This window comes from Komagataeibacter europaeus (assembly GCF_002173515.1).
In the GTDB taxonomy this organism is placed as follows: Bacteria; Pseudomonadota; Alphaproteobacteria; order Acetobacterales; family Acetobacteraceae; genus Komagataeibacter; species Komagataeibacter europaeus.
In genome coordinates, this window is sequence record NZ_CP021467.1 from 1,810,103 (window position 1) to 1,826,065 (window position 15,963).

13 protein-coding genes and 1 pseudogene are annotated in these 15,963 nt (G+C 58.3%); 10 read left to right on the plus strand and 4 right to left on the minus strand.

Going from position 1 to position 15,963, the window contains the following annotated elements; all coding sequences use genetic code 11:
- Positions 1–63 precede the first annotated feature (63 nt).
- Entirely contained in the window at positions 64–645 is a 582-nt protein-coding gene (locus S101446_RS08320) for an amino acid synthesis family protein (RefSeq protein WP_087608105.1), read from the minus strand.
- Between the two features lie 70 nt (positions 646–715).
- Entirely contained in the window at positions 716–1,303 is a 588-nt protein-coding gene (locus tag S101446_RS08325) for an amino acid synthesis family protein (RefSeq protein ID WP_087608853.1), read from the minus strand.
- 249 nt (positions 1,304–1,552) lie between these two features.
- Here S101446_RS08325 and S101446_RS08330 point away from each other — a divergent pair, with 249 nt between their 5' ends.
- The gene (locus S101446_RS08330; RefSeq protein WP_087608854.1) at positions 1,553–2,749 is read left to right on the plus strand and encodes an amidohydrolase family protein; all 1,197 of its coding nucleotides are present in this window, start codon (positions 1,553–1,555) and stop codon (positions 2,747–2,749) included.
- 549 nt (positions 2,750–3,298) lie between these two features.
- On the opposite strand, the gene S101446_RS08335 is transcribed toward S101446_RS08330, so the two are convergent.
- Positions 3,299–5,650 (minus strand): TonB-dependent receptor, encoded by a 2,352-nt coding sequence (locus S101446_RS08335; protein WP_053322704.1) that lies wholly within the window; start codon positions 5,648–5,650, stop codon positions 3,299–3,301.
- A 598-nt stretch (positions 5,651–6,248) separates the two neighbouring features.
- Here S101446_RS08335 and S101446_RS08340 point away from each other — a divergent pair.
- The 8 genes from S101446_RS08340 to S101446_RS08375 all read left to right on the plus strand — a co-directional run bounded on the left by S101446_RS08340 (position 6,249) and on the right by S101446_RS08375 (position 14,261).
- Complete coding sequence (locus S101446_RS08340) at positions 6,249–7,376, plus strand: FAD-dependent monooxygenase (RefSeq protein ID WP_087608106.1); 1,128 nt, start codon at positions 6,249–6,251, stop codon at positions 7,374–7,376.
- Between the two features lie 96 nt (positions 7,377–7,472).
- A complete protein-coding gene (locus tag S101446_RS08345) occupies positions 7,473–8,504 on the plus strand; it encodes a M29 family metallopeptidase (protein ID WP_087608107.1) in 1,032 nt (343 codons plus the stop codon).
- Between the two features lie 56 nt (positions 8,505–8,560).
- Entirely contained in the window at positions 8,561–9,223 is a 663-nt protein-coding gene (locus S101446_RS08350) for an isochorismatase family protein (protein WP_087608108.1), read from the plus strand.
- Complete coding sequence (locus S101446_RS08355; RefSeq protein ID WP_019090515.1) at positions 9,223–9,978, plus strand: maleate cis-trans isomerase family protein; 756 nt, start codon at positions 9,223–9,225, stop codon at positions 9,976–9,978. Before S101446_RS08350 ends, S101446_RS08355 begins: the two co-directional genes overlap by 1 nt.
- A 23-nt stretch (positions 9,979–10,001) precedes the next feature.
- Positions 10,002–10,802 (plus strand): alpha/beta fold hydrolase, encoded by an 801-nt coding sequence (locus tag S101446_RS08360; RefSeq protein WP_087608109.1) that lies wholly within the window; start codon positions 10,002–10,004, stop codon positions 10,800–10,802.
- Between the two features lie 101 nt (positions 10,803–10,903).
- Positions 10,904–12,241, plus strand: coding sequence for an MFS transporter (locus tag S101446_RS08365; protein WP_244184121.1), 1,338 nt, complete (start codon positions 10,904–10,906; stop codon positions 12,239–12,241).
- Positions 12,242–12,299: 58 nt separating this feature from the next.
- On the plus strand, positions 12,300–12,743 hold the full coding sequence (locus tag S101446_RS08370; RefSeq protein ID WP_087608111.1) for a MarR family winged helix-turn-helix transcriptional regulator: 444 nt from the start codon (positions 12,300–12,302) through the stop codon (positions 12,741–12,743).
- Between the two features lie 66 nt (positions 12,744–12,809).
- On the plus strand, positions 12,810–14,261 hold the full coding sequence (locus S101446_RS08375; RefSeq protein ID WP_087608112.1) for an NCS1 family nucleobase:cation symporter-1: 1,452 nt from the start codon (positions 12,810–12,812) through the stop codon (positions 14,259–14,261).
- 51 nt (positions 14,262–14,312) lie between these two features.
- Here S101446_RS08375 and S101446_RS18410 read toward each other — a convergent pair.
- A pseudogene (locus S101446_RS18410) lies at positions 14,313–14,438 on the minus strand (IS481 family transposase); the annotation flags it as partial.
- Between the two features lie 854 nt (positions 14,439–15,292).
- Between S101446_RS18410 and S101446_RS08385 the strand changes: the two are divergent.
- Entirely contained in the window at positions 15,293–15,904 is a 612-nt protein-coding gene (locus tag S101446_RS08385) for a TetR/AcrR family transcriptional regulator (protein WP_087608855.1), read from the plus strand.
- Positions 15,905–15,963 lie beyond the last annotated feature (59 nt).

Below are 15,963 nucleotides of genomic sequence, written 5' to 3' on the forward strand. Positions count from 1 at the left end.
TGTTCCGGCTCCTCAAGGTTCCGGGCGTGTCGCGCATCAGAAAAACCACGGGACATATGCCGTTCAGCGCTGTCCATCATGTTGCGAGATCTGGTCCGCCGCCAGCCCGCCAAGCCGGGCATATGGCCTGCCGCCCGAGGCCATGAACAGACCAAACAGCAGTTCATCGCGGCGCGGCCCGTCCCATAATGTCATTTCGGCTGTGTACAGGTGGCTGCGTACATAACTGGCATGAATATGGCCCAGCGGCACCATAAGGCGCGTCCCCGGCCCCCCGATGGTCTTGGCCGCGGGAACAATTGCCCTGGGCGCACCCAACGCCGCGCGCATGGCCCATCCGCCCGCCTCATGCCAGGCCGCCGCATGTTCGATCTCGCCATCTTCACCGGCAATCGCCCCCTTGCCATAAGCCTGCACGTTGTCCGGCCCGCCCATGACTTCAAGCAGTTCATGGGCAAGGCGTTCGCCAACACTGCGTAACCTGCCCTGAAATGGCATCAGATCGGGCTCATACCTGTTGGCAAACGGGTTGTGCACGACCGCCATGGCGCAACCGACACGCAGCGGCATGGCCAGCGGGGGACCACGGTCATGATATGTGGTTTCCAGTGTTATCTTGGTTTTGCGTATGTCGATTTCATTCATGGACAGTGTTCCCGGCTTTGCATCAGGATGGAAGCGGTCCAGACAGAGCGTACCTTTGCATGGCGGCGTGTCATCGCAGGCCGTCTTCGCCCTGTATGTCCTGCGCCGCAAGGCCGCCCACGCGCGACAGGGGACGCCCGCCGCAGGTCAGCACCACGGCAACAACAATCTCGTCATGGCGGGGGGCATCCTGCACGCGCACTTCCATGGCATCGAAATGGCTCCTGACGAACGCGGCATCCTTATGCCCCGTCGGCACGTCAAGCGCACACCCCATGCCCCCCATTTTCTTGGCGCTGGGAATCAGCGCCCTGCCACCGCCCAGACTGGCACGCAACGGCGCGCCCATGGCCGGATGCAACAGTGCCGCGGCATGTTCCAGTGCGCCCCCTTCCCCCACGATCGCGCCCTTGCCATATCCATCGGCCCGGACATCACCAAGCGCCACCATGGCGCGCCGGGACAATTCCGCTCCCAGCGTTGCCCCCATCGCCACCAGGACAGACAGGTCCCGTGCATAATGACCAGCAAAAGGATTGGTGATGACCGCCATGGCAGCCGCCCTGCGCACCGGATGCCGGATGTCGTGGCCTTCATCCATCACGGTTTCCGACGTTATGGTCACGTATTTCCTGACAGCCGGTATCTTTACCGCCATGTCTTCATCCTGGGGGGAATGTATCGTCATGCATCTGACCTTCTGGACATTGGCGGCCATGATACGGCCGGTTCAGGACACCGAATCATAGCGTATACATTATAAAAACGATTCGGTATCGAAAAGTAATATTGACGGAAATTTTTATTTGATCGATGCTTTCATGACCAGTCCAGACGGTTTTCATATTTTGCAACGGGAAACCCGCAACTTCTGGCCTGATCTCCGTTGGCAATGCAGGAAAATACCATGTCCCTCTCCAGCCCGGCCCCATCGTCCGCCCGGAAAACCGTCATCCGCAATATCGGCCTGCTTCTGTCGGGCATGCTGGAACAGCCCGTTCTTGATGCCGACACCATTATTATAGAGAACGGAAATATAAAGGAAATTGGGAAAGAAAAGGACTGCGACACCGATAATGGAGACAGCATTATCGATGCCATGGGTGTTACGGTTACACCGGGCCTGATCGATAGTCATGTACACCCTGTATGTGGGGACTGGACGCCGCGGCAGAACCAGATGAGCTGGATCGAAAGCAGTATGCATGGCGGCGTCACGACCATGATCTCCGCTGGTGAGGTACATATGCCGGGGCGCGCACGTGATATTGTGGGCCTGAAGGCCACGGCCATCGCGGCGCAGCGGGCCTTCAGCAATTTCCGACCGGGTGGGGTCAAGGTGCATGCCGGCGCCCCTGTTATCGAACAGGGCATGGTCGAGGAAGACTTCAGGGACATGGCCACCAGTGGCGTCAGGCTGCTGGGGGAAATCGGACTGGGGTCGGTCAAGTCCGGCTATGAAGCCCGGCAGATGGTGGCATGGGCACGCAAATACGGTATCAGCAGCACAATCCATACCGGCGGCCCCAGCGTGCCCGGATCGGGATATATCGATGCCGACATGGTGCTGGAAGCCGACGCCAATGTGATCGGCCATATCAACGGTGGCCATACGGCCCTGCCCCTGAACCAGATCCGCTGCCTGTGCGAGGGATGTGGACGGGGTATTGAAATCGTCCATAACGGGAACGAACTGGCGGGGCTGTCAGCGCTGCGTTACGCCAGGGAACTGGGTCAGTTGGATCGTGTGATCCTTGGCACGGATGGACCGGCCGGGTCGGGCGTGCAGCCGCTGGGCATTCTGCGCATGATTTCCATGCTGTCGTCTTTCAGCGATACGCCTGCGGAAATCATGTTCTGCTGCGCCACCGGCAATACGGCGCGCATGCGCGATCTTGATGTGGGACGGATCGAGGTCGGACGCCCGGCGGATCTGGTCTTCATGGACAAGGCCCAGCACAGTTCGGGCAAGGACATTCTGGACAGTATCCAGAAAGGGGATATTCCCGGCGTGGGCATGGTGATGATTGATGGCGTTGTCCGTTGCCAGCGCAGCCGCAATACACCACCGGCCGAACGTATTCCCACCATCATATCCGCCTGAAATCATTACTGCATCAGTAATGGCAGATAGAACCCGTTGAAATAACGCACGCCAGGATATGTTTCCGCAAGGGATATCGCATCGTGATACGGATGGGATATCCCTTCGTGCATTTATGCCATCCGGGTACCAGGCTGGTGACGCCCCTGATCGAAAGGGAGCGCTGCCATATCGTGGCTGCTGATCAACCTGCATCCGGCATGGCTGAACAGGATCTACGCACCCCGCAGCCATAAACCCATCCCTGGCAAAGCCGTAAAGGCTTTCGCTGGGAACATGAGAAGCCGTTTAAAAAACAACTCGTTGATAAAAAATAATAAAAGTTTTTGGGTGCCACCTTTTTTCAAAAAGGTGGCGTTCTTCGAAGCTTTTTGAAAAAAGCTTCACCAAAAACTTCTTTATGATTGCGGGATTGTTCCCGATCTGACTTTTCAGACAGAGCCTCCAGATCAGCAAGCGGCCTGCCCGTACTGCACCGAAGCAGGATGAATGTAATGACCAGGAGGACAACCCGCAGGTCATCCTCCCGGTCAGGTTTACGCAGACAGATCAGAAATCCGCGCTGATGGTGCCATAAAAGGACCGGGGCGCGCCAACCTGAAGGCTGTTGTAATCACCCGAAAGCGGGTTGCCACCACTGCCCATGTTGGAAATGTAGCGTTCATCGGTAATGTTGTAGATGTTGAAGTCAAACTTGAGGTTCCGGGCAACCGACACGTCATGCAAGGTGTAGCTGACGCCGAAATTCTCCAGCCAGTAGGACGGCACGCGCGTGTCGTTGGTATAGCTGAGATATCTTTTGCCCATGAACAGGGTATCGAAGTGAATATTGATCCCCTTGATCGAATAGTTGAGGGAGTTCTTGTACATCAGGTGAGCATAGTTGGGTTCCTGCTTGCCCTTAAGATGATACAGGACGCCACCCGAAGTCAGGTTGTTTTCAAACTTGGAACTGTTGTAGCTGATGCTGTTATAGATCGACAGGTGCCGTACCGGAATGAATGTCACACTGGCATCCACACCGTTCATGTTGACGCTGCCAACGTTTTCAAACAGCGAGTGAGCCGTGACCAGCGGCCCAACCGAGATCGACTGCTGGCGATTTGAAAAGTCGGTATGGTACAGGTTCAGCAGCCCGATGACGCGACGCGTCTGCAGGCGATAGCCGATTTCGTACACCCAGTCGGTTTCAGGCCGGAGGTTTTTCTTCAGGGCATTGAAATCGGACTGCGTTTCGGCGCCCCACGGCGAGAACATGTTATAGCCACCTTCCGGATAGGCCTGCATGTTCTTGGAAATATCGAAATAGAATTCGTTATGCGGGGCAAAACGCCAGTTACCGCTGAACTGCGGCAGGGCGGCGGCTTCCGCCGTAAGCGAACCGGCCGGAATCTGTTGGCCGCCCGTGTAACGTGCGTCGTTATAGGTCACGCGGTCGCTTGCATTGACGACCATGGTGCGAAAGCCGGCATGCAGGGTCAGGTTGGGCAGGACCTTATAGGTATCCTGCAGGTGAAAGACATAGGTATTCGTATTGAAGGCCTCGCCATACCCGATCATGAACGGCTCGCCCTTATGGGCGATTTCGTTATAAGGCGTGCCATTGGCGGAATTGGGTTCGTTGAAGTAATCCATTTCCGGGCTGTAGGTGGAGTTCTCGTACCAGAAACCCGCATCAAAGGTATGATGCCTGAAACGGTAGATGAGATCGGTCTGGAACCCCAGCCTGCGTGAACTCATGGCCTGGTCCTGCGCCGCCAGCGGCGCCCCGCTGGGCGAACTGACATAGGGCGAGGTCCACCACGCATCGTAACGCTTGCCAACACCGTAGAAGGTGGTCTTGGATTCAAGATTCTTGTTGAGCTTGCTGTCCAGGCTCATGCCGCCCACGTAATAGGAGCTGGTTTCGATGCCACGGTAATAGGCCGCGTTCTTCGGATCGGACAGGCCCTGATATTTGGAGGGGTAGTTACCATTGGCCGCATTCAGTGCCGCGCCGTAATTCGGATAGTAATAATCTGAATCGTATCCAACCTTGTTCAGCATCTCGAGCGAATTGTCGAGGTAGGAGGCGGCGGCCTCGCTCGACCAGTCGAAATAGGCCTTGAAGGTGGTGTGATCGTTGATCGGCTGCACCAGCTTGGTATTCACCATCTGCTGAAACTGCGAATCCCCGCCCAGCCACTTGTCCTCGGCGCGACGGTCATAGGAAATATAGAATTTCGTCCCGCTTTTGTTCAGCTTGCCGCTGTCAAACCGTACGAAAGTACGGAATGCATTATAGCTGCCAAATGTCTGCGCAACCTTGCCGCCCATCCTGTCACTGGGGTCATCGCTGTAAAAACGCACCGTGCCGCCAAGGTTGCTGGTGGACGGGGTATCAAGCCCGCCGGCCCCCTGCGACACGTCGGTATGGGAAATGTTTTCGTTGCTGATCACGCGGTTGACGGGCACGCCATCGTGGGATTCATATCCCTGCCCGCCCAGCGAGATGCCATCAACGGTAAAACCGAGCTGATCGCTGGTAAAACCATGCATGTAGAAGCTTTGTGACCACAGGTCGATGCCTAGCGGATCAGATGAACTGAACTGTACGCCGGGCATGTTCCCCACCGCCTTGAGCGGCGTGGTGCCCGGTACGAGATACTGCAGGTCACGGCGGGAAATTGACTGCATCTGGCGGGTTGAACCTGACCCCACAACGCTGATCTTTTCCGGCGCCGCCGTGGCGTTGGCGCCCGCGCGGGCGGTCGTGTGCGCGGCAGTATTTTTCGGGGTGGTATGTTCTCCTGCTTTCTTGTGCGGGTCAGATGCGGCATGCGCGAAGTGCTGGGTGGACAGCGCCAGCATGATGATCGGGGACAGGGGCAGGTGCAGATATTTCACATGCTTCCAGATCATGCATGTATTCCTTTCATATTAGGGGATGCGGGTAGGCAGGCAGCGTTATTGCGCAAGTATCTGTTTTTGAAATCTGGTCTCTGGTCATGGATGTCGGTGCATCCCCCGCACGGATAAAACCCCCTCCGGTTAGCGGGATACAGCCGATTCCGGCCTTAATGTTGTATACGCTACTTTATGCGGTCGCCCCTTTGGAATTGTTTTTTATACGTTACGAATTCAAATAGGACGAATTGTGTCTTTTTAGACACAGATTCCTGCAGGCTTTATCTGATTCCAGTCCATATTGTACATGGGACGACTTTTTACCCAGCAGAACACACCTAATAAATAACGTTTATAAACATGGAGTTATTAAAAAACTGCGTGCGCGTCATGGATTAATACAAACAATTTCCGCTACGCGCGCCCGGCTGGCACCGTTTGTCTGGCAGGGGAAATTTCTTGATTCCCAGCCACTTCCCGCGATGAAACTGTAATAACGTTGTTTAGGTGGAATAAATCTTGATTCACCGATATATGGCGTATACGTTATATATCATGAATTAACACCTGGCGGTCGCGCGTGCCCGCCAGATCAAGCAAGAAGGCAGGATGAATGGAACGCTCTCTGCGTATTGGCGTCGTCGGCGCCGGACTGGGTGGCACGACTGCGGCGGGCCTGTTGCAGCGCGCAGGTTTCAATGTGGTGCTGTATGATCAGATGCCGGCGTTTTCCCGACTGGGGGCAGGCATCCAGCTTGGTCCCAATGTCATGAAGATCATGCGCCGCCTCGGCATTGAAGAAAGCATGGCCGCAGTCGCGAACGAACCGCAGTACTGGTGCAGCCGCAATGCGACGGACGGCGCGTACCTGTCGCGCATTCCGCTCAACGCCGACCGCGCGCGCTACCAGGCGCCCTATATTACCATCCACCGTGGCGAAGCCCACCAGATCATGCTGGGCGCGGTGGACGCGGCCAACGTGCAGTTCGGCAAATGCCTTGCCGACCTGCATGCACATGACAAGGGCGTGCGGCTATCGTTCATGGATGGCACGTCCGATGAAGTGGATATCCTGATTGGCGCCGATGGCCTCAATTCATGTGTGCGTGCAAAGCTGCTTGGCCCGGAAGACCCGCTGTTTACCGGCTGGATCGGTCATCGTGGCATGATCAAGGCCAGCAAGCTGGCCGGTCTGGACGTGGGTGAATGCGTGAAATGGTGGTCATCCGACCGGCATATGATGACCTACTTCCTTGATCGCAAGAAGGAAGAATTCTATTTCGTCACAGGCGAACCGGCCGAAAGCTGGCCGCTTGGGGTTTCCTGGGTGCCCAGCACGCATGCGGAAATGCACAAGTCCTTTGCCGGTTACGACCCACTGGTACGGGCCTATATCGATGCGGCCGAAAACATTACCAAATGGCCGCTCTATACCCGCAAGCCGCTGCCCGTCTGGCATCGTGGCCGCGTGGTCCTGCTGGGTGATGCCTGCCACCCGATGAAGCCGCACATGGCGCAGGGCGCCGCCATGGCGATCGAGGATGCGGCCATGCTGGTGCGCTGCATGACCGAAATCGAAACGAACGATCCCAATACCTGTTTCGAGGCCTATCGCCACCACCGCATGGGCCGTGCCTCCCGCGTGCAGGAAGTATCGAACGCCAATACATGGCTGCGCACGAATGAAGATCCGTCATGGGTCTATGGCTATGACGTCTATGGTGTCGATCTGCACGCATAAGCCGTTCCCGCGCGTGGCCATGGGCAGCCATGGCCACGTGGATGTCCCGTCCGGTGCCACGGCCCACCCGCAGGCCCTATTCATGGAGCAGGTCCGATGCCCTCAATCAGCGATGCAGAACTCATTCAGGCATGGACGCAGGTACTCGACCTGTCCGGCATGGCCACAGGCCAGAGTGTTACGGTCCTGACCTCGTCCGAGACCAACCGCCAGACCATGCGCTGCGCCATCATCGCGGCCGGGCTGAAGGGGCTGGTGGTCAACCGGCTTGACCTGCAGCCCACCAATGGCGGCCTGTCGCTTTCACGCGATCCGCTGGCCTATGTCGGCACCACGCCGCTTACCGGCAACCGCGCGGCCATGGCGATCCTGAAGGAAAGCGATCTGGTCCTCGACCTCATGACGCTGCTCTTTTCGCCCGAGCAGCATGAGATACTGGCATCGGGCGGTCGTATCCTGCTGGCGGTGGAACCGCCCGAGGTGCTGGTGCGCCTGCTGCCTACCCTGCAGGACCGTGATCGCGTGCTGGCGGCCTCCGCCGTGCTGCGCGCGGCCCGCACCATGCATGTCACGTCCGATGCGGGCACGGACATGCAGTGCGCACTCGGCGACTTCCCCATCCTGGAGGAATATGGCTTCTGTGACCGGCCCGGCCGGTGGGACCACTGGCCCAGCGGCTTTCTGGCCACATGGTCGAACGAAGGGTCGGCCAACGGCACCATCGTGCTGGATCGTGGCGATATCCTGCTGCCGCATAAATCCTATGTGCGCGACCCGATCACCTGCACCATCCGCAATGGATACGTGGTGGATATTTCCGGCGGGCTGGATGCGGACCTGCTGAAATCCTACATGGATTCCTTCCGCGACCCGGAAGCCTATGCCCTGTCGCATGTCGGGTGGGGGCTGCAGGATCGTGCGCACTGGTCGGTCATGGGATTCTATGATTCCGAAAATACGATCGGCATGGACCCGCGCGCCGTAGCCGGAAACTTCCTGTGGTCCACCGGCCCGAATAACGAGGCCGGGGGCACGCGCGATACGGCCTGCCATATCGATATCCCCATGCGCAACTGCACGGTCATGCTTGATGGCAGGCCGGTAGTGGAAAAAGGGCATGTACTCTGACATCATTTCTTTAAAGTTACGAAATGACATGATGTAGAATTCGAAAAGGATAGACTATGCCCCCCATCGAGACATCCGCCCCCGAACAGGACACCGCGCTGTACCACCGCCAGGGTTTTGGCCGACCGCTTGGCCTTGTTGGCAAGGTTGGCCTGCTGATTGTCGATTTCGTAAACGGCTTTGCCGATCCGCAGCAGTTCGGTGGCGGCAATATTCCCCCCGCCATCGCGCGCACCACCACATTGCTGGCGACGGCGCGGAAGCTGGGCTGGCCGGTTGCGCACACGCGCATCGTCTTTGCCGATGATGGCGCGGACGCCAATATCTTTTCCGAAAAAGTGCCCAGCATGCTGGGCCTGACCGAACATAATCCCGCAAGCGCCATCGTGCCCGAACTGACGCCCGCACCGGGTGAATACGTGGTGCGTAAAACCGTGCCTTCCGCCTTTGCCGGGACACCGCTGGCAAGCTGGTACGCCACACAGGGCGTGCAGACCGTGGTGGTGGCGGGCTGCGTGACCAGTGGCTGCGTGCGGGCCAGCGTGCTCGATGCCATGCAGCTTGGCTTCCGCCCGGTCGTGATTTCCGACTGCGTGGGGGATCGCGCCATCGGCCCGCATGAAGCCAACCTGTTCGACATGAGCCAGAAATGCGGCGATGTAATCATGCTTGACGCGCTGCTTGAACAGCTTTCCACCCCAACGCAGGCGGCACGCTGATGCGCGGGACGCCATACCGGATCGGTCAGATCGTACCCAGTTCGAACCTGACCATGGAAACCGAGATCCCGGCCCTGCTGGCTGCCCGCCAGTTGATCCGGCCCGAACGGTTTACCTTCCATTCCGCACGCATGCGCATGAAGACGGTGCGCAAGGAAGAACTGGCGGCCATGGATGCACAGTCCGACCGCTGCGCGCTGGAACTGAGCGATGCACAGGTTGATGTGCTGGGCTATGCCTGCCTTGTGGCCACCATGTCCATGGGACCGGGCTATCATCGTGTTTCGGAAAAGCGACTGCACCAGTGCACGGTCGATAATGGCGGCGCCGCCCCGGTCGTGACCAGCGCGGGCGCGCTGGTGGATGGACTGCGGGTACTGGGCGCGCGCCGCATCGTGCTGGTCGCCCCCTACATGAAACCCCTGACACGGATGGTCATGGACTACCTGACCGACGAGGGTTACGAGGTCATCGACCACATCGCGCTGGAAATACCCGATAACCTTGATGTCGCCCGTCATGATCCCGCGCGCCTGCCCGGCATCGTGGCGAAGCTGAACCATGCCGATGCCGACGCCATCGTGACCTCGGCCTGTGTTCAGATGCCCTCGCTTCCCGTTGTCCCCATGATCGAGGCGCAGACCGGCAAGCCCGTGCTGAGCGCTGCCATCGCGACAACCCACGCCATGCTGACCCGGCTGGGGCTGGAACGCATCGCACCCGGCGGCGGCGCGCTGCTGTCCGGTGCATATTGATTATTTAAAACAGGAACCCCGTCATGACCTCATCCTTTCAGTATGGTGCGAATGTCCATGCCAATGGCATCCGCCAGCATTACCTGCGCTATGGGGGCAAGGGCACGCCGCTGGTGCTGGTGCCCGGCATCACAAGCCCTGCCATCACATGGGGTTTCGTGGCCGAGGAACTGGCCCGCACGCATGATGTCTACGTTCTGGACATACGCGGGCGCGGCCTGTCGCAGGGGGGTGATGACCTTGCCTATGACCTTGATGCCTATGCGGGGGATGTTCGGGGCTTCATTGATGCGCTGGGCCTGAAGGACTGCGTGGTGCTGGGCCATTCCATGGGCGCGCGCATCGCCATCCGCCTCGGGCGGCAGGACGCATCCGGCATCGCGGCACTTGTTCTGGTTGATCCGCCGGTCAGCGGCCCGGGCCGCAGGCCCTACCCATCCAGCCTGCCATGGTATGTCGATTCCATCCGCCTTGCGCGCAAGGGCATGGATGCCGAGGCGATGCGCCGTTTCTGCCCCACCTGGACCGAGGAACAGCTCGAACTGCGTGCCGAATGGCTGCACACCTGCGAGGAACTGGCCACCCGCATTACGTATGAAGGCTTCCATACCGAGGATATTCATCAGGATATTCCCCATCTCACGGTGCCGACCTATCTCATGATCGCGACACGCGGCAATGTCATCCTGCCCGAGGACGAGGCCGAGATCGCGGGCCTGCTGCCTTCCATCGTCATGGACCGGGTGCCCGATGCGGGCCACATGATCCCGTGGGACAACCTTGCTGGTTTCATGACGTCGTTCAACGGCTTCAAGCTGCCCTGATACCATGACCGCATCCGCCCCGTACCGGGCGGATGACCGGGGAACGGGCGCCGGACATGGCTGCGATTAAAGAACGTACTGGGCCAGAGCAAGGTATTTTGATGAATGCGACCCCTCCGACCGACGCGCCTCGTGTGAATAACGCTCTCGCCCCCGTATGCGGTCGCGTGGCATGGCGGTTGCTGCCGCTGCTGTTCCTCGGGTTTCTGGCATCCTACCTGGACCGGGTGAACGTGGGCTTCGCCAAGTTGCGGATGCTGTCGGACCTGTCCATGAGCGAGGCCAGCTACGGGATGGGGGCAGGCCTGTTCTTCCTTGGCTATATCATATGTGAAATGCCCAGCAATGCCCTGATGGTGCGCGTGGGCGCACGACGGTGGCTGGCGCGTATCCTGATTACATGGGGGCTGTGTTCGGGGGCGATGGCGTTTGTCCGGTCCCCGGCCGAATTCTATGTCCTGCGCCTGCTGCTGGGCATTGCCGAAGCCGGTTTCATGCCCGGCGTGCTGTTCTATCTCTCGCAATGGTTTCCGCCCGAATACCGTGCGCGTGTCACCGCACGGTTCATGATCGGCATCCCGCTGGCCAGTGTGCTGGGTGGCCCGTTATCGGGCATGATCCTGGACATGATGGCGGGCTATGGCGGAATTGCGGGCTGGCGCTGGCTGTTTTTTGTGGAGGCGGTACCCCCTGTCCTGATCGGGATCACCGTTTTCCTTTATCTGCCCGACAGTATTGCCCAAGCGCGTTTCCTGACACCTGTGCAGAAAGCCATGCTGTCGGCACGCTGCGTACCCGTGGACCATACCCATTCCCTGCGCGCCATGGCAGATGCCCTGCGCAACCGGCGCATATGGCTGCTGGGCCTGGCGGATGGCGCGCTGCTGCTCGGGCTGTATACCATTGCCTTCTGGCTGCCGTCCTTTTTGCGGGAGGCCGGGGTGGTGTCTTCGCTACAGGTGGGGCTGCTTACGGCCATCCCCAACATTGCCGCCGCCATCGCGATGATTGTCAACGGATGGCATTCCGACCTCAAGGGTGAACGGAAAGGCCATATTGTCGTGCCGGTCCTGATCGGGGCGGCCGCACTTGCCCTGCTGCCACTGGCACAGGGTAGCGTAACGGCGGCGATCATGCTGATTACGCTTGCCAACATGGGCATCCTGGGCGCACTGCCGCCATTCTGGACCCTGCCCTCGCTCCTGCTGCCAGAAGCGGCGACGGTTGCAGCCGGGCTGGCGCTGGTCGGGGCCATCAGCAACCTTGCCGGCTTCATGGCGACCGACCTGATCGGGTGGGCGCGCAGCATCATGCCCGGCTCATGGGGAATTTTTGTCGTCTTTGCCGGGTGTGTCGCCATGGGGGCAGGACTGGTCGCCACCATTCCGGCCCGGTTGATCAATGTTGCCCGCACCGCCCCGGCGGAACACAATAGCTGAGGGTGCCGCAGCCGAAGGGCCAGGCGCCGCGCACGCATGCAACGGGCAGGACTGTAATATGACCGAGACAGACGACACGACATATACCACCTATGACCTGCATCAGCAGATCGGCCATCTTCTGCGCCGGGCATACCAACGTCATACTTCCCTGTTCCAGACCGTCATTCCCGATGATCACCTGACATCCGTCCAGTTTGCGGTCCTTGCGACCGTATTCAGGGAAAAGGAAGGCTCGCTCATTCATATCGGCCGGATCACGGCGATAGACCATGCCACCCTGCGCGGCATCTGTTCGCGCCTGAAGCAGCGTGGACTGATCAATATTCGCGGCAACCCCGATGACCGGCGTGAACGCCTGCTGTCGCTGAGTGAAAAGGGCATGGAAATGGTCCGTACCTACCTGCCCCAGGCCGCCCGTGTTTCCGAACTTACGCTTGAACCGCTTGATGCGTGCGAACGGATCGCGGCGTTACATGTGCTGCGCAAGCTGGCGGAATAATACGATCATGCCCGGGTGCCCGTAAGGCCCGGGCACTACCATATACCGAGCAAGCAGGAGATCCACATGCATGATGGGGCAGGCACACCCGATACGCATCTGACCAATGCAGACCTTGCCCCTACCGGCATGCGGACATGGGGCTGGTTTGATTATGTCTCGCTATGGATGTCAAACATCCATAGCGTGGGCGGATACGTCACGATGGGCAGCCTGTTTGCCATGGGGCTGCCTGTGACGGATGTGTTCATGGCACTGATCTTGGCGATCCTTGTCATTCTGGTCCTGTGCAACCTTGTCGCGCGCCCCAGCCAGATTTCAGGCGCGCCCTATCCCGTCATGGCGCGCATGGCGTTCGGCGTGCATGGGGCACTTGTTCCTGCCTTTATACGCGGGATCATCTCAATAGCATGGTACGGCATACAGACGTGGCTGGCATCAAATGCGGTTGTTGTCCTGCTCCTGCGCCAGTGGCCGGAACTGACACCATGGGCGCAGGTCGGCATTCATGGTTTTGCCGGCCTGTCGACGCTGGGCTGGATGGCCTTCATCATGCTGTGGATCATACAGGCACTGGTGTTCTGGCGGGGTATGGACATGATCCGTCATTTTGTCGACTGGGCCGGGCCCATCATCTATGTCGTCATGATCGGGCTGGATGCATGGCTGCTGTCTCGGGCTGGATGGGATCACTTCTCATTCGACATACCAGGCATTACGCACCACACAATTCCGGCGCGGATCATGGGCATGATCAATGCGATTGCCCTTGTCGTATCCTATTTTGCGCCCATTGCCCTGAATTTTGGCGATTTTTCGCGTTATGGTGTTTCAATGTCAGCCATCAGGCGCGGCAATTTCTGGGGTCTACCCGTTAATTTCATGGGGTTTTCCCTTCTTACGCTTGTCACGATCGTTCTGACACAGCCCGTTTTTGGCCGCATCATTCTTGATCCGGTTGAAACCGTGGCCCAGATTGACAGTCCGGTTGCCGTTATTGTGGGTGTGCTGACTTTTGTCATGGCGACTGCAGGGATTAATATTGCTGCCAATTTTGTCTCGGCCGCGTTTGACTTCTCAAATCTTGCACCGCATCGAATTTCGTGGCGCAAGGGCGGCATGGCGGCAGCAGCCGGGGCTGTCGTAATGACACCGTGGAATTTGTACGCCCGCCCGGAACTGATCCATCTGACACTGGATGTTCTGGCCACTTTCATCGGGCCACTGATCGCCATTTTACTGACCGATTACTATATCGTGCGCCGCGGTATGATCGATATGGACGCCCTTTATCGTAGCCAGAGCAGCCTGCCGTACTGGTACCATAACGGCATAAATCCGGTAGCCATTCTGGTGACGGTCGTAGCGGTTATCGCAGGAAGTGCGGTTGTCTTCATGCCAGCATTGGAGCCCATCCATAACCTGTCCCTGTTTATCGGCGGGGGAATTGCTGCAATATTGTATGGCATGCTCATGCGCCGGTATTCAGCCCGCCTTGCTGGCAGATCTGCCCTTTAATACAGTTCCGAAATCAAAAGCATGTAAGGACGTCGGTCCCGATCAAGATGGAAAAAGGCCTATGGGATAATGCCTGAAGTACTGTCCCTGCGGTTTGTTTCCCTCAATGTCAGGCAGGCGTGAAATCCCGTGATACTGAAAACAGCAATGCAACGCTGAGCGTGTCAGATGCAGGATATTGCATCCTATGTGCATCCTGCACCAGCTTCCGAACACAAAAAACCCGCCTGACTGAGGCGGGTTTTATGTCTGATTGCGGACTTGATTCATGGTTGCGGGGGTAGGCAACCAACGATATTTGCGATTGGTGGACCGCGAGATACCGCGCCTCGCCGCATGACAGCGTCATCATGCCAGAGCGCATGAACACATCAAACCAGAATCTTTGTCAGAAGCAGATTGCCTCATATAGGACCCCATAAAATAGCCAATTTGTGAGGCAATATGTTATGTCCGAGGCCACGTTCCTCTCTGCTGCTTTCGATCGATCCGGACTGATCGCCGTAGAATGACTTAGCAATATGCTGCACATCACGAAGGGCGAATTGGCGAGCACCCTAGGACTGTCACGTAATACTGTCTCCAAAAGCGCCCATCTCGGCCGCCCCTCCACTTAGGCGAAGCTACGCGAAATGGTCGGCTCCTCAATCGCATCCGCCCTTGGACAGATTCAACCCAACAGACTTTCGCGTGGTACCGATCAGGGTCCCTACCCTACCCTCCTTCACTGCCCAAACTGCCGAGGCGCTCGTCCTGGAGGGGTGCGCCAATGCCGTCCGGTTCTACCTAAATCGGATATACAACCCGCAGCTACGCGTGAGGTCCAGCGAGCAATTACCGTAGGGAAGCATCCCGAAAATGATCGAGTTTGAAAAATAGCCAAGATTGATGGATCCGCCCAGTCGGGCTTTGGCAAAGCCGAGCCCAGAACGAACCATCCGGTCCGGCCTGACAAGCGCGGGTGAGAGCAGTTCTGTTCTTTTTCAGGCGCCTCACCTATATGTATCACTCAGCACATATTGGGGATCCGGATGACGAAGACGCCTGCAGCACGACGCGGCAGACCGCGTACCTTTGATCGGGACGCAGCACTCCGAAGCGCCATGAACGTGTTCTGGCAGCATGGTTTTGACGGTGCGTCGATGACTCAGCTTGTCGATGCAATGCAGATCAACTCGCCCAGCATTTACGCCGCCTTTGGCAGCAAGGAAGACCTCTTTCGCGAGGCGGTCGAACTGTACGTCGCATCCGATGGCGGTTCGACCATGCGGGCGCTGAGCGGTGACGGTAACGTGCGCGATGCGCTACGATCGATGCTAGCCGAAACGATCCGGACCTTTACCCGCCGTGACGAACCGCGCGGTTGTCTGATCGTGCTTGGCGCGCGCCATCTCGGGCCTGTCGGTGATCCCGTCCGTACCTTCCTGCGCGACCAGCGCGAACGCATCCGCATCCTGCTCGCAGAACGTCTGTTGAAGGCGAAACAGAAGGGCGAACTGGCACCCGAAGCCGATGAGAAGGCGCTCGCGACCTGCGTCATGACGTTCCTAAACGGGATATCGATCGAAACCGTAGATGGCACGTCACAACCGACGCTCCTCGCTGCGGCCGAACTGTTCGTGGATCGCCTGCTCCCCCGCTGATATTATGTGCTATCCGTCACAGAATCCTTGCGGACACGCACTGAGCGATATATGTGCTG

Coding starts and splice junctions, on each gene's coding strand:
- S101446_RS08355 (WP_019090515.1), top strand. CDS start 9,223: ATGCGCGGGACGCCATACCGGATCGGTCAGATCGTACCCAGTTCGAAC.
- S101446_RS08375 (WP_087608112.1), top strand. CDS start 12,810: ATGCATGATGGGGCAGGCACACCCGATACGCATCTGACCAATGCAGAC.
- S101446_RS08385 (WP_087608855.1), top strand. CDS start 15,293: ATGACGAAGACGCCTGCAGCACGACGCGGCAGACCGCGTACCTTTGAT.
- S101446_RS08335 (WP_053322704.1), bottom strand. CDS start 5,650: ATGATCTGGAAGCATGTGAAATATCTGCACCTGCCCCTGTCCCCGATC.
- S101446_RS08370 (WP_087608111.1), top strand. CDS start 12,300: ATGACCGAGACAGACGACACGACATATACCACCTATGACCTGCATCAG.
- S101446_RS08360 (WP_087608109.1), top strand. CDS start 10,002: ATGACCTCATCCTTTCAGTATGGTGCGAATGTCCATGCCAATGGCATC.
- S101446_RS08325 (WP_087608853.1), bottom strand. CDS start 1,303: ATGGCGGTAAAGATACCGGCTGTCAGGAAATACGTGACCATAACGTCG.
- S101446_RS08330 (WP_087608854.1), top strand. CDS start 1,553: ATGTCCCTCTCCAGCCCGGCCCCATCGTCCGCCCGGAAAACCGTCATC.
- S101446_RS08350 (WP_087608108.1), top strand. CDS start 8,561: ATGCCCCCCATCGAGACATCCGCCCCCGAACAGGACACCGCGCTGTAC.
- S101446_RS08365 (WP_244184121.1), top strand. CDS start 10,904: ATGAATGCGACCCCTCCGACCGACGCGCCTCGTGTGAATAACGCTCTC.
- S101446_RS08345 (WP_087608107.1), top strand. CDS start 7,473: ATGCCCTCAATCAGCGATGCAGAACTCATTCAGGCATGGACGCAGGTA.
- S101446_RS08320 (WP_087608105.1), bottom strand. CDS start 645: ATGAATGAAATCGACATACGCAAAACCAAGATAACACTGGAAACCACA.
- S101446_RS08340 (WP_087608106.1), top strand. CDS start 6,249: ATGGAACGCTCTCTGCGTATTGGCGTCGTCGGCGCCGGACTGGGTGGC.